This window comes from Pseudodesulfovibrio thermohalotolerans (assembly GCF_021353295.2).
Taxonomy (GTDB): domain Bacteria; phylum Desulfobacterota; class Desulfovibrionia; order Desulfovibrionales; family Desulfovibrionaceae; genus Pseudodesulfovibrio; species Pseudodesulfovibrio thermohalotolerans.
Genome location: NZ_CP120635.1, coordinates 383,177 through 408,672, shown reverse-complemented (window position 1 = coordinate 408,672; position 25,496 = coordinate 383,177). Strand labels below are relative to the sequence as shown.

Genomic DNA, 25,496 nt, shown 5'->3' with positions numbered 1-25,496 from the left:
CGCGTATATGCGTGAATAGAGACAATGCCAAACCCGTCGCGAGACGGGGACGGAAAGCCACGGGCCTCACGCAGGCAGCCGGGTTGCCGAAGCTCCCACCCACACCTTGCGGACTTCACGCGGCCACGGCATTTGGCAAGGAGAACGCATGGACAACACCCCTTCCGCCGACAAAGGCGCGCACGACGGCAAAGGCCGGACCATGATAAAGGTTTCGCCCTACATGGTCATTCCTTCGCGGGTGGGCGGTTTTTCCGTCTACCTGAAGCAGGGCGGGAAATACGTCCTGTACGCGGAAAAGGGAGAGCTGTTCACGGACTCGCACAAGCAGCGGCTGTCCCTGCTCGGCGTGGACCACCTCTATGTCCGGGCCTCGGACTACGACGGATTCACCCGCTACGTGCAGGAAAACATTCTGGAAATCCTGGACGACGAGAGCATTCCCGTGGGCGAGCGCGCCCGCGTCTGGAATGACGCCACAGTGGCGCTGGCCCGCGAGGCCTTCGACAGCTCCCTGCCGTCGCCGATAGACAGGCGGCACTTCCAGCGCATCCGCAAGCTCATCGCCGACTCCCTCAAATTCCTCTCCAGGGAGGACGCCCTCAAGGAACTCGCCCGGTTCATCCGAGACGGCGAGGAGTCCTTTCACCACGGCGTCGGGGTGATGGTCCTGACCGTGACCACCCTGTGTTCGTTCATGAAGGAGGATTCCGACCTGCTCGTGGCCGTGGGCATGGGGGCCATCCTGCACGACATCGGCAAAATCGAGTTGCCGCAGGAAATCTTCACCAAGAAGTTCGACGCGCTGAGCCGCGAGGACAAGGACCTCGTCAAATCCCATCCCGCCCTGGGCGTGGGTGTGTGCTCGGCCCTGCCCCTGCCCCAGGAGGCCTTGCAGTGCATCCTGTTCCACCATGAGCGCGAGGACGGCCTGGGCTATCCCTCCGGCTCAACCGGGGCCATGCTGCCGTCCTACGTCAAGGCGCTTATCCTCTGCAACGAATACGACAACCTCACGCGCGGCCGCACGGGCCGCGGTCTGACGCCTTTCGAGGCCCTGACCCGGATCAAGTCCATGCGCAGCGCATTCGACACCGAAATGCTCAGGCGTCTCATAGAGGTGTTGTCCAAGGCCGATCTGACCTCGTAGGGAAGCGACTGGCCGCAAAGGCGAAACGACACGCAGGGGTGAAGAACCGCGTCGACCGCGAAGCGCGGCAACAGATCCTGCGCCGAGAGGCCGAGCCGGGCGGGCGGACCCGCGCCCGCAAAACGCATTTGCCTTTTGCGCCGACCAAGGCTAGACAGCCCCCATGGCATCCTCGTCGCGTCGCAGGCCCCGCAAAAGGGTCTGCCCCCCTCCTCCGCTGTGGTCCGACCGCGTGTACGTGCGCGTCGCCCCGAGCGACATCGGGCTCTTCCGGTTCATCCTGGAAGGGTACGACAACCTCGGCGTATTCACCGTGGTCAACAAGTTCAAGGGAATCCTTCTCCTGCGATTCAGCCCGCACCTCAAGCGCGAGGTGAAGACCTTTCTCAAGGCGGCAGGCACGGAGATGAAGGTGGAAATCCTGCCCGCCCCGTTGCGGGAATCCTAACGCCCCGCCGATCTCGCGCCCCAGCGAATCCAGACGATCCATCGCAAAAGCGGACGCCCCCTGCCGTGGAGCGTCATTTCAGCCCGATCATACCGCGCTGGCCGATGGTCTTGATGAAGGCGGTCACCGCCAACTCGGCCTCCCGGGGTTGAACCTCGTAGGCCGAGGCAAAGGCGTGGGCGATGCGGCGGACCGTGTTGCGGCCGTCGATATGCCGCCAAACAAAAGTCCCCATCTCGTCAAGCTCGACCCGTTTCGTCATGGGCCTGCCGTCCCACAGGCCGACCTTGTCGGCCAGACGGCCGAACCACGGTTTGACGGCCAAGGGATAAGCCAGCCTGACCAGGCCGCCGGGAAGCTCGATCTCCTCCACCGCCTCGTTGCGCACGGGGACCATTTCCAGGGCCTCGGCGCGGGATATGACCGGCTCAGGCCGCTTCTTCCGGAACAAGGATGAAACTCCCGCAAATATCGTTGAAGGCTGACTCCGCAAGGGGCGCGGTGCCCGTGGCCGTGACCGCCAGCACGGCATTGCCCGCGTCCGTGGTCCATGCCCGGCCGCGGGTCCGAACCACCCGGCGCAACGCCCGACGCAGTAAAGACGTCCGCGCCTCGCCGCACCATGAAACCAGTCCGGGACCGCCCTCCACGGGCAGAGCCGTGGGCGGCGCATGGGCCAGCCTGTCGCGGCACCACGCCTCCAGCGTCGTTCCCTTGAGCAAGACCGAAGCCGGGGCGAACCGTTCGAAATCAAGCCGGACGCCCGGCCCCTTGCCGACGGGCACGCGCCCGGACCGGCCGCCCGAGGCGGAACGCCAGAACGTCATCCGGTAATGTCCCGGCCTGAAGGAAAAGGTATCGAGCGCGAAATCCGCTGGCACTCGCGCGGCCAGGCCGAACATGGCCCATGGCAGGGTTTTCCCGGCGGTGTGGTCGCGCAGGGTGGCCATGACCCGGGCGGCAGGAGCCTCGTCCGCCGCCGAGCGGATGAAAAACTGAATCAGGCAGGCCAGGCCCGTGCCGGGATGATGCAGGGCCGCGCCCAGACCGCGATTTTCCCCGGCCCGCCAGAGAAAGCTCCGGGCGCGGAGGCCGGATTCGGCCAGCCGGTCCACGGCCCCGGCCCAGTCGGACGGGACCTCGTCCGGTCCAACAGCGCGGACGTCGGCGCTCCTGTTCCCCTTGGTCAGTCTTTTCAAATGCTTGTCAAACGAGAAGGAACCTTGAACCCGGTTCCACTTGAGCTCGCAGACCGGCCCTGCCCCATCGGCCAGAAGCAGCCCGTCCCGCTCGATGGCCGAAGGCTCCCAGCCCAAGGGGGCGGCCAGCCCGATACCGTTCCAGGCGAAATCGACCATCAGCGCGGCACGTAGGTGTCCAGGGACCGGATTGCGGACTTGCCCGAGCCGCTCGGGCCATCCCCGAACCTCTCCATATAGCATTCGTATTCCGCGTCCATGAGGGTCCTGTGCGTCATCTTGATGGACACGCCGGGCCGAACCTCCTTGTCGCGGCTCCACATGAGCACCAGGGATATCTGCTCGCCCTTGTCATTCCTGAAAAGCCAGAGCCAGGCGATAACGTTCTTGAAGGCATCGCCCAGGTACTTGTCCGGCTTGCCGAAGGCATTCTCGTAGCGGTCGTAAAGCTTGTCGAAAAATCCCTTGCCCCGGTCGTTGAACTTGAGCTTGACGCGCACCAGACTGCCCTGGTTCCTGCAATTGCCGAAAGCCAGGCTGCCGCCGCGCACTCCGGGCAGAGCGTCGGGCTTGATGAGGACCTCGGACAGAAACGGCGCGTCGGAAACGGGGACGGACTGTTCCATGCGGCAATACTGCCCGTATCGCTCCACGGGCTCGCCCAGGGTGAATCCGGCGATGGATTTGGGGAACCCGTCGGCGGCGGAAGCCGAGGTCGCGAAAAGAACCGCCAGAATGGTCAGCAGCGGAAACGCTTTTCTCATGGGTACTTCGCCTTTGCTTTAATTTACACTTGTCCGCATAATGGACACAACCTATGATTAAACGACATCTTGCCGATTGGCAAAGAAATAGGCAACCGACATGGAGCGACGGATGAACAATGAACCGGCCATGACCGTGTGGCGACCGCTTCTCTACTATTCGCTGGCCGTGGCGGGCGGATCGGTCTACGGCGGCCAGGTCTGACCCTTCATGGCGCGGCTCCCGGTCTGGGAGCTCGGACTGGTAATCCTCATCCCCCTGGCCGCGGCCTGGGCGGTGCGGCCCATGCTCGAACAGCGGCTGGTGGAAGCGGCCCGCCCCCGGCGGCAGCCCCTGCGCCAGTTCCAGATGGACCTCGGCCTGTTCCTGGCCGCCGGATTCGTCTCGGCCCTCATCCTCCTGACCGTGTTCAGCTTTCCCCTGGCCCAAAGCGGCATGAAGCTGGTTCTGGGCATCTTCACCGTGGGCCTCTTCGCAGGTCTGGACATGGCCCTGGCCCGGGAACGCCAGGTCATCCGCAACGCGCTGGCGGGCAACGCGGCCTACGACCCGCCCGCCCGGCTCATCCCCATGACCCGCAAATTCTCGCTCATCGCCATCCTCATCCTGGTGCTGAGCATCGCCATCATCATGCTGGTCGTCATCCGCGACATCGGCTGGCTGGCCACCCAGGACCTGAACCTGGGCACACTGGACATCATCGGCCGCGTGGTCCTGGTGGAAATCCTTTTCGTCATGAGCTTCCTGATAGTCATGGTCACCAATCTGGTGGTCTCCTACGCCCGAAACATGCGCATTCTCTTCGACACCCAAACAAAGGTCCTGGAAAACGTCAGCCGGGGCGACCTCTCCCGCAAGGTGCCCGTGACCACCTCCGACGAGATGGGTGTCATCGCCGGATACACCAACACCATGATAACCCGGCTGCGCGAGGGCGTGCGGATGCGCGAGGGACTGCTCATCGCCCAGGAGGTCCAGCAGCACTTCCTGCCCAAGACGGCCCCGGCCATGCCCGGCCTGGACATCGCGGGCGCAAGCCTGTTCTCGGACGAGACCGGGGGCGACTTCTACGACTTCATCGGGTGCGACCCGGATGGCTGCGGCAGACTGGCCGTGGCCGTGGGCGACGTGTCGGGGCACGGCATCGGCGCGGCCCTGCTCATGACCGCCGGTCGCGCCGTCATTCGCCAGAACGCGGCCACGCCCGGCTCCGCCGCCGAATCCATCCGCCGGGCCAATCTCCACCTCGCCAGGGACATCGGCGACACCGGACGGTTCATGACCCTGTTCTTCATGGTCATCGACCCGCTGGAAGAAAAAATCACCTGGATCAACGCGGGCCACCAGCCGCCGCTGCTCTATGACCCGGCCGCTGATTCGTTCGCCGAACTCAAGGGCCGCGACATCCCGCTGGGCGTGGAACCGGAGTGGGAATACCACGAAGAGACCATGAACCAGCCCGGCCCCGGCGAAATCCTGCTGATCTGCACCGACGGCATCTGGGAGGCCCACGACGCCAAGGGAAACATGTTCGGCCGCGAACGTATCCACAAGCTCGTCCGCGAAAACCGGGACCGGAGCGCCCAAGACATTCTGCAAGCCATCAGCGAACGGGTCCTGGAGTTTTCCGGCCCGGGCAAACGCGAGGACGACCTGACCCTGGTGGTGGTCAAGGGCGTGGGCCAATGACCCGGGCACGACGGCGACGAATTTGCGACAACCCGGCGGTTTTTGGGACACTGATTCCTATTTCCACTTGTTTAGAATGACGTGAAACGATATGCTGACATTGATATAATCCAGCACTTTCCCACTGAAGGAACACCCATGAGCAAACCGGAACGACTCATTTCGCTGCCGTTCTCGAAATCCGTCGAGATCAGCTTCAAGAGTTTGAAAGTCCGTTTCTTCCGCTCCATGATAACGGTCTCCAGCCTGGTCCTGGCCGTGTCGTTCCTGGGTTTCGTCCTGGTCAACCTCGACATCGCCACCGGGATGCTCCAAAGCGGCGGCCGCGAGGCGGCCAGAGCCCTGTCCCAGGCGGGCTACGACGTGGACATGGCCCAAGGGGCCGTGACCATGTCGGCCAAGGAGCGCTGGATCGTCATCCTGTCCCTGCTGGTCTGCACCGTGGGCATAATCAACGCCCAACTCATGTCCGTGACCGAACGGTTCTCCGAGATCGGCGTCATGAAATGCCTGGGCGCGCTGGACTCCATGATCCTGCGCCTGTTCCTGCTGGAAGCGGCCATGCAGGGCTTGGCCGGAGCCTTTGCCGGGGCCGTCCTGGGCTGCGTCTTTTCCCTGCTGACCGGAGCCCTGCGCTTCGGCCTTCCCTCCCTCGCGCACCTGCCGTTGGCCTCCGTGCTCGGCTCCGTCGGACTGGCTACCCTGGCGGGCTGTTTCCTGAGCCTCCTCGGCGTGCTCTACCCCGCCCTGCTGGCGGCGCGCATGGACCCCATCAAGGCCATGCGGGCGGAACATTGAGGATAATCCATGAGTGACGAAAAACGAACCATAGTCCGCGTCATCGGCGTGAGGAAAACCTTCACCATGGGCAAGGTGGAGCTGGAGGCCCTCAAGGGCGTGGACCTGGAAATCTTCGCCGGGGAATACATCTCCATCATGGGACCGTCCGGCTCGGGCAAATCCACCCTGTTCAACATGATCGGCGGCCTGGACAAGCCCACCGAGGGCAAGGTCTTCATCGACGAGGTGGACATCTCCCAACTGGACGCCTTCGAACTCGCATGGCTTCGCAACCGCAAGATCGGCTACATCTTCCAGACCTTCAACCTCATCCCGGTCATGACCGCGCTGGAAAACGTGACCCTGCCCATGACCTTCGCGGGCATGAACGCGGACGACGCCCAGGATAAAGGCATCGAACTGCTCGAACTGGTGGGGCTGGGCGACCGATTCCAGCACAAGCCGCTTGAACTTTCCGGCGGCCAGCAGCAGCGTGTGGCCGTGGCCCGGTCCCTGGCCAACGATCCGTCCATCGTCCTGGCCGACGAGCCCACCGGCAACCTGGACCTGACCACCGGCGAGGAGATCATCGAGCTTCTGAGGATGCTCTCCCAGGATCGCGGGGTCACGGTCATCTCGGCCACCCACGACTACAAGATGCTCAACGTGTCCGACCGCGTGGTCTGGGTGCGCGACGGCCAGGTGGACCGGATCGAGCGGCGCGAGGAGCTGGACATCTCCATCGGCTCCATCGGCGAGAAACTGACCGGGCACAGGGAATCCGGGGCGTAGGCCATGACCCGGCGCGGCCCGCATCTCCATACCGTCCTGCTGGCCTTGATCGCGGCGTTCGTCCTGACCTCGGCCGTCGCGCCTCCCGCGCGGGCCGACGGCGCGGCGTTCCTGCGCAGGCTGAGCGCCATCGAGGACCGCTCCCCCGGCAGCCCCGGCCGCGCCGAGGCAGCGGACCTGGTCGAGGCCGAGCTGAAACGATTCTTCCCGAACGCGGCCTTTGGCCGCCAGACCTTCCACCTGCCCGTACAGATCCAGGAGGGAGCGACCCTGAAGATCGCGGCCACCGGCCATGTGGAGCCCCTGCGCCAACTGCGGGCCAACGCCCTGTCTCCCGGCGCGGTGCCCCCGCCCGGCATCGACGGGCCGCTCATCTACGTGGGCGACGGGCGCGTTTCCGACTTCAATGGGCTGGCGGTCGAAGGGGCCGTGGCCCTCATGAACATGGACTCCGGCAAGAACTGGAACAACGCGGCCATGCTCGGCGCGCGCGCCCTGATCTTCGTGGGCGTGGGCGGCGACGGCGGGCCAAGCCCCAGGCCGGGCTTCGAGGCCAAGTTCGAGCTTACCCCGGTGGACTTCCCCATCTTCTGGATATCCCGCGAACGGGCCGAGGCCCTGTTCGGCAAAAATCTCGCTTCGAAAGGACCGAGGGCCTTGGGCAGGGTCGGACTGACCTCCAAGGGCAAATGGCGCAACGAACGGCTTGAAAACATCTACTGCCGCATCCCCGGAACCGACCCCGAGCTTTCGAAACAGACCATCATCCTCGAAGCGTTTTACGACTCCACCGCCCTGGTGGAGGGGCACTCGCCCGGCGCGGACGAAGGCGCGTCCATCGCCACCCTCATGGACCTGGCCGGGAATCTGGCCGCGCACCCGCCCAAACGCCCGGTGCTCTTCCTGGCCACGGCGGGCAAGTCGTCCGCTCAAGCGGGAATGCGCGAATTCACCTGGGCCCTGGTGTCCAGGGGCAAGGACCTCAAAGCCCGGCGCGACAGGCTGCAAGACCTCGTGGCCGACACCCGGCGCACCCTGGAGCTGCTCCGCTCTCCGGCCCCCCTGTCCCCGGACGACCTTGCCGCCCCCAAGGACGCGGCCCTGCTCAAGAAGGCGCTCAAGGCAGTGGTCCGCAACCGCGAGGACGACATCACCAGCGAACTCATGCGGCTTCGGCTGCTGGCCGGGGAAGAAGCCGCCGACCAGGCGCGCATCCAGGCCCTGGCCGACGAGCGCATCCGCCTGAAGCGGCTCTCCTGGATCGGCTCCACGGTGGCCGACTACAGGCTGCCCGACGACGAGCGGGCCGTCCTGCAACGATTCATCCTGCCCGCCGAGGCGCATCAGTCCGCCGTGCTCGCGGACGCGGCAGGCCAACTGGAGGACATCGCCTCCGCCCGAGCCGTGCGCGACGCCCTCGGCGAAACGAGCATCGCGGCCCATGTTTCCCTCTACCTCTCCTCCCACGGGGACGGGGTGGGCGGCTTCGACCAGGGATGGCTCATCGACCTCAAGCCCGACGTCAACCGGACCGGCTTCTTCCGCCCCCTGGACACGGTCATGAAAAACGCGGTGGAGCGGTTGAAAAACAGCGACCCCGACACCGCGCGGCTGTTCCGCGACACCCTGCGCCCCGGCAAACGCGCCTGGCAAAGCTACCTGCCCGACCGCCCCGAGCTTGGCGGCGAGCCCATGGCACTGGCGGGACTGCCCGGCTTCACCCTGGCCACGGTCCACGACGTGCGCCCCGCCTGGGGCACCCCCTACGACCGGCCCGGCCGCGTCAACTTCGAATTTCTGGCAAAGCAGTCCCGGCTGGTCTCGGCCCTGGTTTCGGCCCTGGTCACCGCCCCCGTGGCCGACGCGGGCAAGCGGGACAAGAACAACTTCGTCACCGTGGAAGGCCGCGCCAATCTCCTGCGCAAGGGGGAAATCTTCCCGGACCGGCCCGCCACGGGCATGATCGTCCTGGCCTTCCAGTGGCAGACGCGCGCCTACGGCATGGTCGATACCCAGGGGGACTTCCGCATCCCCGGGCTCGCGGGCAAGAAGGTCAGCTACCACAAGGCGGTCATAGAAGCCTTCAAGTTCAACGACGAGACAGGACTGGCCGACTGGGCCATAGACAAGCCCAAGACCGGCAAGAACGCCTACCGGCTCAAGCTCTCCCGCGCCGTGCAGGCCACGGACCTGATCCTCTTCGCCTGCACGCAGACCACCCTGTTCGACATGTTCGAGCCGAGGACTTTCAAGTACCTGTACCGCCCCACCCTCATCGACGGCCGCACCGAGGCCCCGCCCGTGAGCTACTGGTACAGCCGCCTGGACACCCGCTCGTCCACCCTCGGCACCCTGTTCCTGGAGCCGGACACCCCGGTCAAGCTGACCCTGTCCGACACCGTCCTGGACAAGAAGGTCCTGCTCCTCAACTCGGATTCGGAGCACCCCCAAGGGCTGGGCTACATCGCCCGGCGGTGGCCGGTCATCCCCCTGACGGAATTCCGGGCCGCCCGGGACATGTGGACCCTGCTCGGCCCGCGCATCGACAACCTCGAAGAAAAGGGCATCGTCAACGACCGCATCCGGCTGCTGCGCAAGCAGGGCGACGAGCAGTTGGCGGAGGCCGTCGGCTACCGCGAATCCATGCAGTGGGACAAATTCGTCGAAGCGTCCCGCGCCTCCCTGTCCAAGGCGAGCCGGGTCTACAACGACGTGGACAAGACCCAGCGCGACGTGCTCTTCGGGGTGCTCTTCTATGTGGCCCTGTTCGTGCCCTTCGCCTATTGCATGGAGCGGCTCTTTTTCTCCTTCGTGGACATCAAGAAACGGATCAGCGCCTTCCTGGGCTTCCTGCTCCTCATCATCGGGGTCATCTATCTGGTGCATCCCGCTTTCCAACTGACCTATTCGCCGCTGGTGGTCATCCTGGCCTTCTTCATCCTGGCCCTGTCCCTGCTCGTCTCGCTCATCATCTTCTTCCGTTTCGAGCGGGAAATGGTCGAGCTGCAAAAACGCTCCTCCCACGTCAAGCTGACCGGCATCAGTCCCATGGCCGCCTTCGCCGCGGCCTTCGTCCTAGGAGTTGGCAACCTCAAACGGCGGCCCGTGCGCACCTTCCTGACCTTCGCCACCCTGGTCATCCTGACCTTCACCATCATGAACTTCACCACGGTCAAATCGGTGCGGCAGGCCGGGTGGGCCAAATTCAACGACCACGCCTCCTACGAAGGGCTCATGGGCAAGTACCTCAACTGGCAGGATCTCCCGGTGGAAGCCCTGTCCGTTGTCCGCAACGCCTTTTCCGGCACGGGGACCGTGGCGCCGCGCGTCTGGTACGACACCGGATTCACCTCCGACAAATCCCGCGCCCCGCTCATCCCGGTGATCCGCGACGGGAAGGAGGCGCAGGGACGCGGCCTTGTCGGGCTCTCCTGGCTTGAACCGCAGGTCAGCGGGCTGGACCGCATCCTGGTCAAGGGACGCTGGTTCCGGGAAGGCGAACGGCAGGCCGTCATGCTGCCCGAACGCATGGCCGAACGGATCGGCGCCGACCCCGATGACCCCGCGCGCAACACGGTTGTCCTCTGGGGACTGCGCCTCACCCTCGTCGGCGTGTTCAGCGACGACGGGCTGCGGGACAACCCGGACCTGGACGGCGAGCCCATCACCCCCATCGTCTTTCCCAATCAGGCGGCCACACAGCTCTCCGAGGTCGAGGCCGAGGCCATCGAAAGCGGCGAGGACGTCATGACCACAGAGTCCCGCTACCAACACATCCCCGGCTTCGAAACCGTCATCGTCCCGGCCGAGGATCTGCTGACCCTGTCGGCGGGCCGCCTCAAGGGCATTGCCGTGCGCCCCGACATCGGGCACAGGGTGGGCGACGACCTGGGCGACCGCTTCGGCCTGCTCCTGTTCAAGGGGGGCCCGGAAGGGACCTCCCTCTACTACGCCTCGGACGCGGTCAACTACTCGGGCATGGCGAACATCCTGATACCGCTGGCCATCTCCATACTCATCGTGCTCAACACCATGATCGGCTCGGTCTACGAACGCCGCCCCGAAATCGCGGTCTACACCTCGGTCGGGCTGGCCCCGCCCCACGTGGCTTTCCTGTTCATCGCCGAATCCCTTGCCTTCGCGGTCATCTCCGTGGTGGTGGGCTACATCCTGGCCCAGACCTCCAGCGCGTTCCTGGCCGGGACCCCGCTGTGGGCGGGCATGACCGCCAACTATTCCTCCACGGCGGGCGTGGCCGCCATGATCCTGGTCATCGGCGTGGTCCTGATCTCGGCCATCTATCCCGCCCGCGTGGCGGCCAACATCGCCATCCCGGACGTGAACAAGTCCTGGACCATGCCCGAGGCCGAGGGCGACAGACTGACCGTCATCCTGCCCTTCCTCATCAAGATGTCCGAGATGTCCTCGGCGGGCGGCTTCCTGCGCCAGTACTACCTGGCCCACCACGACGTCTCCCACGGCACGTTCTGCACAGACGACATGCGCTGCAATTTTCTCGATCTGGACGACCAAGCCGCTCCGGAACAGGGCATCCCCCTCTCGGATGACCAGTGCTTCTCCATGGACCTGCGCGTCTGGCTGGCCCCCTTCGACTTCGGCGTGCGGCAGAAGGTGAAGCTGATCTTCTGCCCGTCCGAGATATACGGCGGCTTCCGCCAGATAAAGGTCCTCATCGACCGCGAGGCCGGAGAACTCACGGCCTGGGAAAATCTCAACCGCAATTTCATCAACGACCTGCGCAAGCAACTGCTGGCCTGGCGGTCCCTGGACGACGACGCGGTAGTCCACTACGCCGACGACCTGAACGCCGAGCGGCGGCGGTTAGAGCGGGAACAGGCAGAGGAGGCCGGGGCATGAACGGACGACTGAGGCTGCGCGCGCTGGCGACCGGGCTCGTCCTCGGACTGATCCTGTGCGTCTACACCCCCTACAACAACGCGGTGCTCGGCGGGGTCCCGCTGGGCGGCGGACACTTCCCCCTGGCCCCCTTCTTCATCCTGGCCTGGATGTTCGTCATCGACGCCGCGGCCGCCCGGCTGACGCGCAGGCCGCCCTATTTTTCCGGAGTGGAACTCCTGACGGTCTGGCTGATGATGACTCTGTTCACGGCCATCGGCTACGCCGGGCTGTCCGAGACCTTCCTCGTCGACATCACCGCGCCCGGACGGTACGCCAGGGACGCCTACCGCTGGACCGAAGTCCTCGGGCCGCTCCTGCCCGACTCCTGGTTTCCCCACTCCGCCGAGGCCGTGCGCCAGCTCTTCCAGGGGCTCAAGGGCGGCCGGGACATGTCCGTGCTAGAGGTCCTTTCCGCCATCCCGTGGGGCGTCTGGCTGCCTCCGCTCCTCGTCTGGTCCCTGTTCATCCTGGGCGCGTACCTCGTCATGATCTGCCTGACCGCCCTGTTCGGCCGCCAGTGGGTGGTCAACGAACGGGTCAACTTCCCCCTGCTGCGCGTGCCCCAGCTCATGGGTGAAGCCCTGGACCAGCGGCAGCTCTCGTCCTGGTGGACCAACCGGTTCCTGCTCATCGGCCTGGTCCTGGCCGGGTCGCTGCACCTGCTCAACGGCCTGCACTTCTACTACCCGTCAGTGCCGGAACTGCCGACCCTGATCCTGGCCGGGACCTATTTCCCGAAATTCGGCCTCTTCTCCGGGTTCTACAAGCTGAAGCTCTATTTCATCCCGGCCTTCGTGGGATTCGCCTTCCTGACCACCCGGCAGATATCCTTCTCCATGTGGTTCTTCCATCTGGCGGCCGGGCTCCTCTTCGGTCTGCTCTACGTGCTCGGCTGGCAGTTGCCCGAGGCCGCGCTCGGGACCACCCTCGGCCCGGACCTGGCCCGTCCCGAAGGCGCGCAGACCATCGGCTCCTACGCCGTGTTTTTCCTCTTCCTGCTCTGGCTCTCCCGCCACCACCTGAAAGAGACGGCCACCTGTCTCCTCCGGCGGGTCTGCAAAAGCGGCGAGCCCCTGCACGACCCCGGCTTCGAGACGCCCCCGCACGAATGGGGACCGCCCGCGTGGCCGCTCGTGGGCCTCATTCTCGGCGTGGCCTTCCTCGTCGCCTGGTGCCGCTGGTTCGGACTGCCCTGGACCGGCGCGGTTCTCCTGCCCCTGGCGTTCCTGCTGGTCATGCTCGTGGTCAGCCGCCTCGTCTGCCAGGGCGGCCTGCCCTACTTCACCCTGACGGCCGCACCGTCCGACGGGATCATCGGCCTGTTCGGCACGGGCGTCTTCGGCTCGGCAGGCGTTGCCGCCACCGCTGTCATGCAGAAAGTCCTCTTCCTGGACGTGCGGGAATCCGTGGCCCCGACGCTGTTCCACGGGGCCAAGATACGCGAATCGGCCGCCCCGGCCCGACGCCGCCTGCTCCTCGCGGCCATCGGCGTCTCCCTGGTCCTGGCCCTGGCCGCGGCCTTCGCGACCATGCTCTATCTCGGCCACCGCTACGGCCTGCGCGAACTGCGCCTGGACTGGGCCACCCAAACGGTGCTGGCCAACTACGAAAACGCCCAGCGGCTGGTTGACCAGCCCGCCGGCCCCAACCAGTGGCTCATCACCTACGCGGGCTTCGGCGCCCTGACCATGTTCGTGCTGATCTACTGCTACTACAAGCTGCCCTGGTGGCCCCTGCACCCCCTCGGCTACCTGGCGGCCTATTCCGCAGGCATGAAGATCCTGTGGTATCCATTTTTCCTGGGCTGGCTGTGCAATCACCTGGTCCTGCACTACGGCGGCACACGGCTCTACAACAAGGTCCGATTCCTGTTTATCGGCCTGATCCTGGGCGATTTCCTCATGGGCGGCGTCTACGCCGTCATCGGCATGTTCTCCAACCAGGCGTACAGCGTCTTTCCCATGTAACCGAGGATGCCCATGAATCCGTTCCTGAAGATATTGCCGCTCCCCCTCCTCCTGCTGCTCGCGGCCGGTACGGGCCTAGCGCCACGCGCCCTCGCGGCTTCCCCGGCCAAGGACAGCATCGTCATGTTCATCGCGCACGCGGATGTGCCGCCCTACTATATCGGCAGCCCGGATCTGCCGGACAGGGGCATCCTGCCGGACGTGCTGAAGGCCGTGACCGGACCGCTGGGGTACGCCCTTTCCTTCAGGCGGCTGCCCGACAAGCGGGGCTGGGACATGCTCGAACACGGCGGGGTGAACGTGTACGCCTCGGCCAGGGAATGGAAAGACGAGCCGGACAAGTTCCTCTGGACCGCCCCGTTCATGCCCAACGACGACGTGCTCCTCTACCGCGCGGGAAGCTCGCTGCAATACATCGGCCCCGAGACCCTTCACGGCGCGACCGTGGCGTGTATCAAGGGGTTCGTCTACCCGGCCCTGGAACCGCACTTCGGGCCGGGCGGCATCACCCGGCTCGACGCCACCTCCCCCGACGTCATGCTGGAGCTCCTTCGGCGGGGCAGGGCGGACGCCGCCATTGTCAACCTTACGGAAATACGGTGGATGTTCCACAACCGGGAAGACATCGACCCCCGGCAGTTTCGCATGGACCCGACTCCGATCGGCACCGCCCCTATCCGTTTCGTGTTTCCGAAGGACCGGGGATGGGAACCCGTCATCGAACAATTCAACCTCCGTCTCAGGGAAATGAAGGCGGACGGCAGCCTCAAGGCCGTCCTCGACCGATACAAGTAGCCCCGGGCCGCAGGAGCGAAACATATGTACGACGACAAGGAACTGAAAGAATACCGGGACCTGCTCAAACCGCCCGAGAAATTCGAGGAGGGGTTCGACTGGAAGACCGTGGTGGGAGCCGTCTTCATCGGCTTCCTGATGATGCCCGGCTCCATGTACCTGCAACTGGTCATCGGCCAGGGCATCGGCCCGGCCGCCCGCTGGGTGACCATCATTCTCTTCGCCGAGATCGCCAAACGTTCCTACACCCACCTGAAGGAACAGGAAATATTCCTGCTCTACTACATGGCGGGCGCGGCGCTGGCTTCGCCGTTCCAGGGGCTTCTCTGGAACCAATACCTGGTCCAGTCCGATGCGGCGCGGATGCTCGGCCTGACCGAGTTCATCCCCCACTGGGTAGCGCCCGCCGTGGGCTCCGGCTCCTACCTGGAGCGAACCTTCATGCACCGCGACTGGCTCGTGCCCATCCTGCTGCTCATCGGCGCGCAACTGGTCCAGCGCATCGACCACTTCGGCCTGGGCTATTCCCTGTACCGCATCACCTCGGACGTGGAGAAACTGCCCTTCCCCATGGCCCCGGTGGGCGCGCTGGGCACCATGGCCCTGGCCGAATCCACCGAGGACAAGAAGACCGGCTGGAAGTGGCGGGTCTTCTCCATCGGCGGGGTCATCGGGCTTGCCTTCGGCTTCTTCTACGTGCTCCTGCCCGCCCTGTCCGGACTGCTCTTCACCGAGCCCATCCGGCTCATCCCCATTCCGTGGATCGAGCTGACCCGGCACACCGAGGACGTCCTGCCCGCCGTGGCCACGGGCTTGCAATTCGACCTGGGCCTGGTCTTCATCGGCATGGTCCTGCCCTTCTGGGCGGTCATCGGCGGACTGCTCGGGCTCGTCGTGACCATTGTGGCCAACCCGATCCTCTACGCCCACGGCATCCTGCACCGCTGGCATCCGGGCATGGCCACGGTGGAGACGGTCTTCGCCAACAACTTCGACTTCTACATGAGCTTCGGCATAGGACTGGGCCTGGCCATCGGCGCGGTGGGCGTCTACTACGTCGTCAAATCCTTCCGCAGCGCAAGCGGCGGCCTGGACTTCTCGGCCCTGTTCAACCCGCCCGAGGGGCGCGGCGACATCAACTTCTGGGTGTCCATAGGCATCTACGTCTTCTCCACCCTGTGCTACATCGCCTTCTGCCTCTGGCTGGTGCCGAGCTTCCCCTGGATATTCTTCGTCCTCTACGGCTTCGTGTACACCCCGGTGATATCCTACATCTCCGCGCGGATGGAGGGCGTGGCCGGACAGTTCATCGCCCTGCCCATGGTCCGCGAATTCTCGTTCATCGCCGGAGCCAAGTTCTTCGGCTACCATGGGCTTGAGATCTGGTACGCGCCCATCCCCTTTCACAACTACGGAGAGGCCACGGTCCAGTTCCGCCAGATCGAGCTGACCGGAACCAGCCTGCGCGGGATCATCAAGGCCGAAATCCTGGTTTTTCCCATCGTCATGGTTTCCTCCCTGCTCTTCTCGCAGTTCCTCTGGCAACTCGCTCCCATCCCTTCGCCGGAATACCCGTTCGCGCAGGAGCTGTGGCACCTTCAGGCCCTGAACACCCTGCTCCTGCAAACCTCCACACTTGACGGCAACTCCCTTTTCTTCGAGGCGCTGTCCGGCCCGGTGGTGCTGTCGGGACTGGGGCTCGGCCTGATCCTCTACTCGGTGCTCAACGTCCTTGGCCTGCCCGTGCTCCTGGTCTACGGCGTGGTCCGCGGCCTGGGCCAATCCACACCCCACGGCATGATCCTGGAGGTGGTCGGCGCGCTGCTGGGCCGCTTCTACTTCCTGAAAAAATACGGCGCGCGCTGGCGGCACTACGCCCCGGTCCTCCTGGCGGGCTTTTCCTGCGGCATGGGATTGACCGGCATGTTCGCCATGGGCTGCACCCTCATCATGAAGTCGCTCGGACGGCTGGCGTACTAAAAACGTCCCCCGGCCGTCCGGCCGCTCCGAATACGCCGTCCCGACGCCGACAACATCCGCAAACCCGCCCGCATTTTGCAAACGGGCCTTGTTCTTTCCCGTGCGAGCGGGTAATTTATGCCCGGCGTAACGGTACAAGGAACCCCATACGGAGAACGGAATGCCCGAAAACAAGACGACCGCCCTGGTGCTGGCCGCTGGCAAGGGAACGCGGATGCGCTCGCCCAAGGCCAAGGTCCTGCAAACCCTGCTTAACGAGCCCATGCTCTTCTACGTGTACGAGGCCCTTGCGCCCATCGTGAAGGAAAACATCCTGACCGTGGTCGGCCACGACGCCGACAACGTGGCCAAAGCCTTCCCGGACATGGCGAGCCGGTTCGTCACCCAGACGGAACAGCTCGGCACCGGCCACGCCCTGCAGGTGGCATGGGAAGCCGTGAAGGACTCCGGGGCGACCCACTGCCTGGTCATCAACGGCGACACCCCGCTGGTCACGGTGGAAGCGCTGGACCGGCTCATGGCCGCCCAGGGATGCTGCGATCTGGCCTTCATGACCATCACCCCCCGCGACACCGCCTCCTTCGGCAGGGTCGTCCGAGACGCCGAACGGCGAATCACGGCCGTGGTCGAGGCCAAGGATTACGATTTCTCCCTGCACGGCCCGGTCACCGGCGAGGTCAACGCGGGCATCTACCTGCTCAAGATCGAGACCATCGGTCCCCTGCTCGACCTGCTCGAAAACAAGAACAAATCCGGCGAATACTACATCACCGACCTGATCGCCCTGGCCGTGGACAAGGGGCTGGCCGTGGACGGCGTCCAGGCGGGCAACGACATTTCCCTCATGGGCATCAACTCCCCGCGCGAGCTGATTGTCGCCGAAAGCACCCTGCGCAGTCGCATCGTGGACGAACTCATCGACAAGGGCGTACTTATCCACAACCCCGGCACCGTGATCGTCGGTCCGAGGGTCGAAGTGGAGCCAGGAGCCGAAATATTCGGCCACTGCGAAATCTACGGGGCCTCCAAGGTCGCGGCGGGCGCGCGCCTCGGCTCCTACAACCACATCACCGACGCCGTCTTCGCCCCGGGCTGCGTGATCCGCGAATTCAACCACATCGAGAAAGCCGAAGTGGGCGAGGGCGCGACCGTTGGCCCCTACTCCCGGCTGCGGCCGGGCGCGGTGCTGAAAAAGGACGCGCGCACCGGCAACTTCGTGGAAATGAAGAAGGCCGTCCTGGGCGAAGGGTCCAAGGCCAGCCACCTGACCTACCTGGGCGACGCCGAGGTCGGCCCCGGCGCCAACATCGGCGCGGGGACCATCACCTGCAACTACGACGGCAAAAACAAATTCACGACCAAGATCGGCGCGGGAGCCTTCATCGGTTCCAATACGGCCCTTGTCGCGCCGGTGACCGTGGGCGAAAACGCCCTGATCGGAGCGGGTTCCACCATCACCAAGAACGTGCCGGACAATCAGGCCGGCATCGCCAGAGGCAAGCAGGTCAACCTGAAACGGTGCCTGAAGAAAAACTAGCGATGCAGTGGAAAACCCTCAAAATAACTGTGGAAAGAAATCTTGCCTTGGACCAGAAAAAAGCATAGATAGAAGATATGGAATTAGTTGCCAAGCTTGAAGAGCGTTTCAATGTCTTATTGAATAAAATTGCGGAACTGAAAGAAGAAAATCAGCTCTTGAAGGAGGAGGCCGAGGCCGAAAGGCGTCTGCGTAACGACATCGAATCCCGTATCGACGCGCTGCTCGAAAAAGTTCAAAACGAGCTTGAATGATAGTGGGTTACGATGCCTCGCTACACGCTGACCCTGATGGGACTCGAGATATCCTTCAAGACGGATGCGGACAATGGCCGCATCGAGGCCGCACAGGCGTTCATCGAGAACAAGCACAAGGAGCTTGTCGCCGGAGCCGGTGACATCAGCAAGGAAAAGCTGCTCACCTATCTGCTCCTGAGCCTTGCGGACGATTATCTGGTCGCCGAAGACAAACTGAGGCGGCTGGAAGGGAAGATCGGAGAGATTTTGGAAAAGACCTCAACGGATCCGAACCGATAGCTGGGCGGACCCGAGGTCGGCAACAAGGAATTACCCTGGGGCGTGCGTGATTGCCCGGAGTGTTATTGAGCCAATGCTCTGAAAAAGGGCGACGACTCCAGTGTGCTGGTGAGCAGGCCCGGTCCGGCCGGGAAGCCTGAAGGCACGCGAGTCATGCCCACCTGGACATGCCAGGTTCAAAACATACAGGCAACACGGCTTCCCGGGGATTTAAAACTCCGCCCGACCGGCACTGACCGGCGTTCTCGGACGGTGATATAAAAACCTACAGCCATATCCGAAACCCCGCTCCTCTCTTCTCTTCCGAAGCAGAGTGCGTTTTCGCGTGCGCGCTCTTCAAGTCGGGTTCGGCGGAAACAGGCCGCCAGACGAATAGCCTGTCAACATAATTAAGGAGCAACCACATGTTAGCCGAAATCGCCATGGTCGGCGGTGGATTGATCGTCGGCCTCGGGACCGGGTCCATACTCTTCAAATACATTACCGACAAAAAGATTTCCGATTCAAAAGGACTTGCGGAACGCATCGTCGAGGAAGCCCGCAAGGAAAGTGAAGCCCTCAAAAAGGAATCGCGACTCCAGGCCCAGGACGAAATATTCAACCAGAAGAAAGAGCTGGAGCGGGAATTCAAGGACCGCGAAAGCCAGCTCAAGAACGAGGAAAAGCGTCTCCACTCCAAAGAGGAGCGGCTTGACGCCAAGCGGGAAAAGGTCGCCGACAAGGAGGCCCAGGTGGTTGAGCTGGAAAAGCAGCTCATCAAACAGGAAAAGCACCTGAGCGAAGTCGAGGAGGACCTGGTCCAGAAATCGGACGAGCACGAGCGCAAGCTTCAGGAGATTTCCGGCCTGACCGTTGAGGAGGCCCGCGAAAGCCTGCTCAAGGAAATCGAATCCCGCACTCGTCACGAATCCGCCAAAATGATTCGCAATATCGAAATGGAGGCCAAGGAAAACGCCTCCAAGAAGGCCAAGGAGATACTCTCCCTGGCCTTGCAGCGTTATGCGGGAGACTACGCGGGCGAGCAGACCGTCACCGCCGTCACCCTGCCCTCCGAGGACATGAAGGGCCGCATCATCGGCCGCGAGGGGCGCAACATCCGCGCGCTGGAAGCGGCCACCGGCGTGGACCTGATTATCGACGACACGCCCGAAACCGTGGTCCTGTCCGCCTTCAGTCCCCTGAAGCGCGAAGTGGCCAAGCAGGCGCTCGAACGACTCATTCACGACGGCCGCATCCACCCCGCCCGCATCGAGGAGATCGTCCGCAAGGTGGAAGGCGAAATGGACACCAAGCTCAAGGAGATCGGCGAGCAGGCCACCTTCGACGTGGGCGTCCACGGCATCCATCCCGAGCTCATCAACCTGCTGGGCAGGCTGCACTATCGCACCAGCTTCTCCCAGAACGTGCTCCAGCACTCCATGGAGGTCGCCTTCCTGTGCGGCGTCATGGCCGCCGAGCTTGGCCTCAACGAGAAGGAGGCCAAACGCGCCGGGCTGCTGCACGACATCGGCAAGGCCGTTGACCACGAGGTAGAAGGCCCCCACGCCATCATCGGCGCGGACCTGGCCAAAAAGCACGGCGAGTCCAAGGAGATCATCCACTCCATCGCCGCCCACCACGAGGACACGCCGCCCATGACCATCCTGGCGAACCTGGTCCAGGCCGCCGACTCCCTGTCCGGCGCCCGTCCCGGCGCGCGCAAGGAGCTGCTTGAGAACTACGTCAAGCGCCTCGAAGAACTCGAAGGGCTGGCCACCGGGTTCGACGGCGTGCAGAAGGCCTACGCCATCCAGGCGGGCCGCGAAATCCGCGTCATGGTCGATTCCGAAAAGGTCGGCGACGAGAACACCTATGTGCTCTGCAAGGACATCGCGGAGAAGATCGAGAACAACATGACGTATCCCGGCCAGATCCGGGTCACGGTCATCCGCGAGAAGCGGGCCGTGGGCTACGCCAAGTAAACGCTTTTGGCGACGCACCCGGAGGACGTCCTCCGGGTGCGTTTTTCTTTCCCTCCACAATCCCTCCGAAAAAAATCATAGATCACCAGCATGATGATCCCCTATGATTGCGTGACCCCACCCGGTAGCGAAGGGAGCGCAGACAGCCATGAACAACAACTCGGAACCCGTCCCCGAAAGACTCAGGAAGGCCATGGACAAGTCCATGAACCTCGTGCGTTCGGAGATGGGCGACACGGAGTTCTCGCGGTTCAGCGAGCTTATCCAGACCGAACTCGGCATCAAGATGCCGCCCACCAAGAAGGTCCTGCTCCAATCCAGGTTCCAGAAACGGCTGCGCGCCCTGGGCTTGTCCGGCTACAAGGAATACTGCGACTACGTGTTCTCGCCGGAGGGCCGCGAGCAGGAGCGCACGCACCTCATCGACGCGGTCACGACCAACACGACCCACTTCTTCCGGGAGCCCAAGCACTGGGAGATCATGACCCGCATCGTCCTGCCGGAGCTGTGGAGACGGAACGTCGGGAAGCGCGGAGCCCTGCGCGTCTGGTCTGCGGGCTGCTCCAGCGGCGAGGAGCCGTACACCCTGGGCATGGTGCTCCACGAATGGGCGGAACAACGCCCCGGGTTCGACTTCGCCATCCTGGCCACGGACATCTCCGGGAAAATTCTTGCGGAGGCGAAGCGGGCCGTCTACCCCATGGACAAGGTCGCCGACGTCCCCATGCAGTACAAGAAAAAGTACATGCTCAAGTCCAAGGACCGGCTCCGGGTGAAGATGGACGCCAACCTGCGCAACAAGGTCTCTTTCCAGCGGCTCAACTTCATGGAGGATTTCCGGCTGCGCGACCGGCAGGACATCATCTTCTGCCGCAACGTGGTCATCTACTTCGACCGGCCCACCCAGGAAGTGCTCTTCAACAAGTTCTGCAGCGCTCTTCAGACCGGCGGCTATCTATTCATCGGCCACTCCGAAAGCCTGTCCGGCATGAACCTGCCCCTCAGGCAGGTCGCCCCCACTGTCTTCCGGCGGCTGTGACCGCCGCCCACGCCTCGCTGCTCGCAGGCGGCAACCCCATCGCATCACCCCAAGGAGCGTCATGCGCATTCTCTTTCTCGGCGACATTGTAGGCCTTCCGGGCCGCAAGGCCGTCATGCAAAACCTGGCCCGCATCAAGGATGAGGAGTCCATCGACCTGGCCTTCGCCAACGGTGAAAACGCCAGCGGCGGCTACGGCCTCAAGGCAAAACACGCCACGAAGCTGCTCAAGGCGGGCCTGGACGGCATCACCGGCGGCAACCACATCTGGAAGTACAAAGACCTCTACGCCATGCTCGATGAGGACGGACGCATCCTCCGCCCCCACAACTACCCGGACCACCTGCCCGGCAGTGGCGTGCGCGTCTTCCGCAAGGAAGGCTTCCCGCCGGTGGCCGTCATCAACCTCATCGGCCGGACCTTCATGCCGCCCATCGACTGCCCGTTCGCGGCCGCTGAGACCGTTCTCGACGCCCTTCCGGCCGACATCCCCGTGCAGATCGTGGATTTCCACGCCGAGGCCACGGGTGAGAAGATCGCCATGGGTTATTTCCTCGAAGGCAAGGTCTCGACCGTGGTCGGAACCCATACCCACGTCCAGACAAACGACGCCAAGGTCCTGGCCGGCGGCACCGGCTACCTGACCGATCTGGGCATGTGCGGAGCCGCCAACTCCTGCCTCGGCATGAAGCCCGAAATCATCCTCGACCGCTATCTCACCGGCCTGCCCAGGCAACTTGAGGCGGCAACAGGTCCCGGGGTTTTACAAGGCGCGATTTTTGACATAGATGATACCACCGGCAAGGCGGTATCCATGATCGCGTTCCAACGGAACGGATAACCGAATCACATTGTCAACCCTATATAAATGAGGAAGAAAGTGAACATCTACGACGAGTTGAAATGGCGGGGGCTGATCAATCAGGTTTCTGACGAAGACAAGGTGCGCGAGTATCTGTCCAAGCCGGGTGCCACCATGTATTGCGGCTTCGATCCCACCGCCGAAAGCCTGCACGTGGGCAACCTCGTCCCTCTGCTCTGCCTGGTTCGCATGAAAAAGGCGGGCCACAATCCCCTCTACCTCATGGGCGGAGCCACCGGCCGCATCGGCGATCCCTCCGGCAAGGACAAGGAACGCGAGCTGTCCGACGCCGACAAGCTGGACGAACGGCTGGAACTCATCAAGCACCAGGTGCGCCGCTTCGTCGAGCGCAACACCGGCGAACGTCCGAATATCGTCAACAACTACGACTGGACCAAGGACATGAGCTGCATCGATCTGCTGCGTGACGTGGGCAAGCACTTCACGATCAACTGGATGCTCCAGAAGGAGTCGGTCAAAGGCCGCATCGACCGCGAGGAGACCGGCATTTCCTACACCGAGTTTTCCTACATGATCCTTCAGTCCTACGACTACTACCACCTGTACAAGAATTACAACTGCCGTCTCCAGATCGGCGGCGGCGACCAGTGGGGCAACATCACTTCCGGCTGCGAGTTCATCCGCCGCCGCTACGCCGCCGACGGCGAGCAGGCCGAGGCCTTCGCCCTGACCTTCCCGCTCATCACCACGGCTTCCGGCAAGAAGTTCGGCAAGTCCGAAGGCAACGCGGTCTACCTGAACGCGGACCTGACGTCGCCCTACGCCTTCTACCAGTTCTTCATCAACACCGACGACGCGGACGTCATCAAGTTCCTCAAGCTCTTCACCTTCCTGACTCCCGAGGAAATCGCCGAGCTTGACAAGCAGACCCAGGAGGCCCCGCACCTGCGCGCCGCCCAGAAACGCCTGGCCGAAGAGGTCACCACCATGATCCACGGCAAGCACGAGTTGGAACGGGTTCTGGCCGCCACCGAGGCGTTGTTCGGCAAGGGCGACATCAAGACCATCGATCCCGGCACCCTGCGCGCCGCCTTCGAATCCGCGCCCGCCGTGCGCTACGCATCCGAGGACGTCCCCGACCTGCCCCAGATGCTCGTGGACCTCGGCCTCGTCAAGTCCAAGGGCCAGGCCCGGAAGGACATCCTCGGCGGCGGCATCTACATCAACGGCGAACGGGTCGAGGACGGCGATGAAATCGCCGACCCGCTGTTCATCGGCGGCGAGTTGCTCATCATCCGCAAGGGCAAGAAGAACTACGGCCTGGTCACCAAGTGCTAGGCTCACGCCGCATATCAAACAAATAATAAGGGGCCGGGTTATACCGGCCCCTTTTTTTCGGACGGTCCGCAGACGCGGAAAACAGGCTTTCCCGCCCCCCCTTCACGACGTCCATCCCGCTCCCCCTTCTGAACTTTTCCCTGACGACGCCGAACCGGAGAACCCGGCGACATGGCGAAACAAGGCGTATGGCGGCCCGGGGACAGGATCGGCAGGCCGGATACGCAAAACTTGACCTGACGCGGAAATAGAGGCACATCCACGGCCATGAATGAGACATTGTGGATACTGTTTGCGTTGGTGGACCTGTGCATGGTCCTGGTGGTGTACCGGCTCTTCGGCCGGGTGGGGTTGTTCGGACTGATGGTCTTCAACCTGCTCCTTTGCAATATTCAGGTGCTGAAGACCGTGCAGCTATTCGGGTTGACCACCACGCTCGGCAACGTGCTCTATGCCAGCGTATTTCTATCCACGGACCTGCTCAGCGAATTTTACGGCAAGAAGGAGGCGCGCAAAGGCGTGCTCCTCGGCTTCGTCACCCTGGTGATGATGGTCGGATACATGCAGATCGCGCTCTACTTCCAGCCAGCGGCGGATGACTTCGCCCAGCCGCACCTTGAAGCCCTGTTCGGCTTCCTGCCGCGCGTGGCCCTGGCCTCCATGGCCGCCTACCTGGTCTCCCAACTGCACGACGTCTGGGCGTTCCACGCCATCCGGGAGCGCACCGGCGAAAAATACCTGTGGCTGCGCAACAACGCCTCGACCATGCTGAGCCAACTCCTGGACTCGGCGATTTTCTGCGTCATCGCCTTCTGGGGCGTTTTCCCCATGAACGTATTCATGGAAATCCTGATCTCCACCTACATCATCAAGGTCGTGGTGGCAGCTCTGGACACCCCGTTCATCTACCTGGCGAAGCACCTGTTCCGGAAGGAGCACACCCCGCAAAACGCCTAAACGACTTCACAAGAAAAGGCCGGCCCCTGGGAATTCAGGGTCCGGCCTTTTTTTTTGACATTGCCGCAAATGCGGGCGGCTCGATACGTTCTTTCGTCCTTACTGGACGGCGGACTTCTTCTTGAGCAACGGCTTGTCGATGCCGTATTTCGCGAGCACAGTCTTCATCTGTGAAGTGGAGGCCGGAGTGCCCCGATGCACCACCTGGACACGGAGCCAGGTGGACCCCTTGGCCTCGCCGGACTCGACCCGGGAGTTCAGCCCCGCGGCGGAGAGCTTGGCGCTCAGGCTACGGGCCATTTCCGCCTTGCGGAATGAAGCCACCTGATACACGTAATCAAAGACCGGCTCGCCCGGCTGGACCGGGACAGGCGCGGCAGTCTCCGCCTTGGCGGGTGCCGCCTCGGGCTTAACCTCGGGCTTGGGTTCAGGCTTAGGCTTGGGCTTGGGCGCAGTCTTCGGTTCCTCGACCGGAGTATCCAACATCTGCTGGGGGGAGGCCTTGAGCCGATCCTGATAGTCCAGCTCCTCAAGAGTCAGGACCTTGGGCGGCGAAGCCTCCTCGGCCAACCGGCCGTGCTCGGCGCTGGGCATGATGTCCTGCAGGGGCGGCACGTCGGCCTCTGGCCGGTAGCCGCGCCCAATGAGGATGCCCATGATAAAAAAGAAGGTCAGAGCCAGCACGCCCGCGCCCACGGCGCTTATCATGCCGGGCAGGGACAGGGAGAAGTCGAACTTCTTCTTGGCCGCGTTGAGCCTGGGCACTTTGACCTTGTATTTGGGTTCCATTTTTTCAGCCATGGCAGTCGTCCGTATTCGC

The 25,496-nt window shown here is 63.6% G+C and carries 21 protein-coding genes, 1 other RNA gene and 1 riboswitch; of the genes, 18 read left to right on the top strand and 4 right to left on the bottom strand.

The genetic code is table 11. The features are described 5' to 3' along the window. Positions 1–16: 16 nt before the first annotated feature. Positions 17–91, top strand: a riboswitch (cyclic di-GMP riboswitch). 57 nt (positions 92–148) lie between these two features. Both LF599_RS01910 and LF599_RS01905 read left to right on the top strand, forming a co-directional pair. Next, positions 149–1,150: an HD-GYP domain-containing protein gene (locus tag LF599_RS01910; protein WP_269940990.1), complete on the top strand. Its 1,002-nt coding sequence runs from the start codon at positions 149–151 to the stop codon at positions 1,148–1,150. Positions 1,151–1,313: 163 nt separating this feature from the next. Next, entirely contained in the window at positions 1,314–1,598 is a 285-nt protein-coding gene (locus LF599_RS01905) for a DUF4911 domain-containing protein (protein ID WP_279522091.1), read from the top strand. Between the two features lie 73 nt (positions 1,599–1,671). Here the strand turns inward: LF599_RS01905 and LF599_RS01900 are convergent, their stop codons facing one another. The 3 genes from LF599_RS01900 to LF599_RS01890 are packed head-to-tail and all read right to left on the bottom strand — an operon-like array spanning position 1,672 to position 3,561. After that, a complete protein-coding gene (locus LF599_RS01900) occupies positions 1,672–2,049 on the bottom strand; it encodes a PqqD family protein (RefSeq protein ID WP_279522090.1) in 378 nt (125 codons plus the stop codon). Next, positions 2,027–2,956: a hypothetical protein gene (locus LF599_RS01895; protein ID WP_269940987.1), complete on the bottom strand. Its 930-nt coding sequence runs from the start codon at positions 2,954–2,956 to the stop codon at positions 2,027–2,029. Before LF599_RS01895 ends, LF599_RS01900 begins: the two co-directional genes overlap by 23 nt. Next, the gene (locus tag LF599_RS01890; RefSeq protein ID WP_279522089.1) at positions 2,956–3,561 is read right to left on the bottom strand and encodes a hypothetical protein; all 606 of its coding nucleotides are present in this window, start codon (positions 3,559–3,561) and stop codon (positions 2,956–2,958) included. Before LF599_RS01890 ends, LF599_RS01895 begins: the two co-directional genes overlap by 1 nt. Positions 3,562–3,772: 211 nt before the next feature. Between LF599_RS01890 and LF599_RS01885 the strand changes: the two genes are divergently transcribed. The 16 genes from LF599_RS01885 to LF599_RS01810 all read left to right on the top strand — a co-directional run bounded on the left by LF599_RS01885 (position 3,773) and on the right by LF599_RS01810 (position 24,676). Then, complete coding sequence (locus LF599_RS01885; protein WP_279522088.1) at positions 3,773–5,251, top strand: PP2C family protein-serine/threonine phosphatase; 1,479 nt, start codon at positions 3,773–3,775, stop codon at positions 5,249–5,251. A gap of 138 nt (positions 5,252–5,389) precedes the next feature. Beyond that, on the top strand, positions 5,390–6,049 hold the full coding sequence (locus tag LF599_RS01880) for an ABC transporter permease (protein WP_279522087.1): 660 nt from the start codon (positions 5,390–5,392) through the stop codon (positions 6,047–6,049). Positions 6,050–6,058: 9 nt separating this feature from the next. Then, a complete protein-coding gene (locus tag LF599_RS01875; RefSeq protein ID WP_269940981.1) occupies positions 6,059–6,823 on the top strand; it encodes an ABC transporter ATP-binding protein in 765 nt (254 codons plus the stop codon). A gap of 3 nt (positions 6,824–6,826) precedes the next feature. Continuing rightward, positions 6,827–11,701, top strand: coding sequence for an FtsX-like permease family protein (locus LF599_RS01870; protein WP_279522086.1), 4,875 nt, complete (start codon positions 6,827–6,829; stop codon positions 11,699–11,701). Beyond that, complete coding sequence (locus LF599_RS01865; RefSeq protein WP_279522085.1) at positions 11,698–13,710, top strand: DUF6785 family protein; 2,013 nt, start codon at positions 11,698–11,700, stop codon at positions 13,708–13,710. Before LF599_RS01870 ends, LF599_RS01865 begins: the two co-directional genes overlap by 4 nt. 12 nt (positions 13,711–13,722) lie before the next feature. Beyond that, positions 13,723–14,505, top strand: a complete 783-nt coding sequence (locus tag LF599_RS01860) for a substrate-binding periplasmic protein (RefSeq protein ID WP_279522084.1) — start codon at positions 13,723–13,725, stop codon at positions 14,503–14,505. A gap of 24 nt (positions 14,506–14,529) precedes the next feature. Then, on the top strand, positions 14,530–16,485 hold the full coding sequence (locus LF599_RS01855) for an OPT family oligopeptide transporter (RefSeq protein WP_279522083.1): 1,956 nt from the start codon (positions 14,530–14,532) through the stop codon (positions 16,483–16,485). A 160-nt stretch (positions 16,486–16,645) separates the two neighbouring features. Then, a complete protein-coding gene (glmU, locus tag LF599_RS01850; protein WP_279522082.1) occupies positions 16,646–18,022 on the top strand; it encodes a bifunctional UDP-N-acetylglucosamine diphosphorylase/glucosamine-1-phosphate N-acetyltransferase GlmU in 1,377 nt (458 codons plus the stop codon). A gap of 77 nt (positions 18,023–18,099) precedes the next feature. Next, positions 18,100–18,276: a hypothetical protein gene (locus LF599_RS01845; protein WP_269940969.1), complete on the top strand. Its 177-nt coding sequence runs from the start codon at positions 18,100–18,102 to the stop codon at positions 18,274–18,276. A gap of 12 nt (positions 18,277–18,288) precedes the next feature. Further along, entirely contained in the window at positions 18,289–18,558 is a 270-nt protein-coding gene (gene zapA / locus LF599_RS01840) for a cell division protein ZapA (RefSeq protein WP_269940968.1), read from the top strand. A 29-nt stretch (positions 18,559–18,587) separates the two neighbouring features. Continuing rightward, a non-coding RNA gene (gene ssrS / locus LF599_RS01835) (6S RNA) lies at positions 18,588–18,771 on the top strand. Between the two features lie 191 nt (positions 18,772–18,962). After that, positions 18,963–20,519 carry a ribonuclease Y gene (gene rny / locus LF599_RS01830; protein ID WP_279522081.1) on the top strand — a complete coding sequence of 519 codons (1,557 nt, stop codon included), beginning with the start codon at positions 18,963–18,965 and terminating at the stop codon, positions 20,517–20,519. 148 nt (positions 20,520–20,667) lie between these two features. Further along, entirely contained in the window at positions 20,668–21,558 is an 891-nt protein-coding gene (locus tag LF599_RS01825) for a CheR family methyltransferase (RefSeq protein WP_269940967.1), read from the top strand. A 61-nt stretch (positions 21,559–21,619) separates the two neighbouring features. Then, entirely contained in the window at positions 21,620–22,399 is a 780-nt protein-coding gene (locus tag LF599_RS01820; protein ID WP_279522080.1) for a TIGR00282 family metallophosphoesterase, read from the top strand. Between the two features lie 39 nt (positions 22,400–22,438). After that, on the top strand, positions 22,439–23,719 hold the full coding sequence (gene tyrS, locus LF599_RS01815) for a tyrosine--tRNA ligase (protein WP_269940966.1): 1,281 nt from the start codon (positions 22,439–22,441) through the stop codon (positions 23,717–23,719). Between the two features lie 267 nt (positions 23,720–23,986). Then, entirely contained in the window at positions 23,987–24,676 is a 690-nt protein-coding gene (locus tag LF599_RS01810; RefSeq protein ID WP_269940965.1) for a queuosine precursor transporter, read from the top strand. 99 nt (positions 24,677–24,775) lie between these two features. On the opposite strand, the gene LF599_RS01805 is transcribed toward LF599_RS01810, so the two are convergent. Next, on the bottom strand, positions 24,776–25,477 hold the full coding sequence (locus LF599_RS01805; protein WP_279522079.1) for an SPOR domain-containing protein: 702 nt from the start codon (positions 25,475–25,477) through the stop codon (positions 24,776–24,778). Positions 25,478–25,496: the final 19 nt, after the last annotated feature.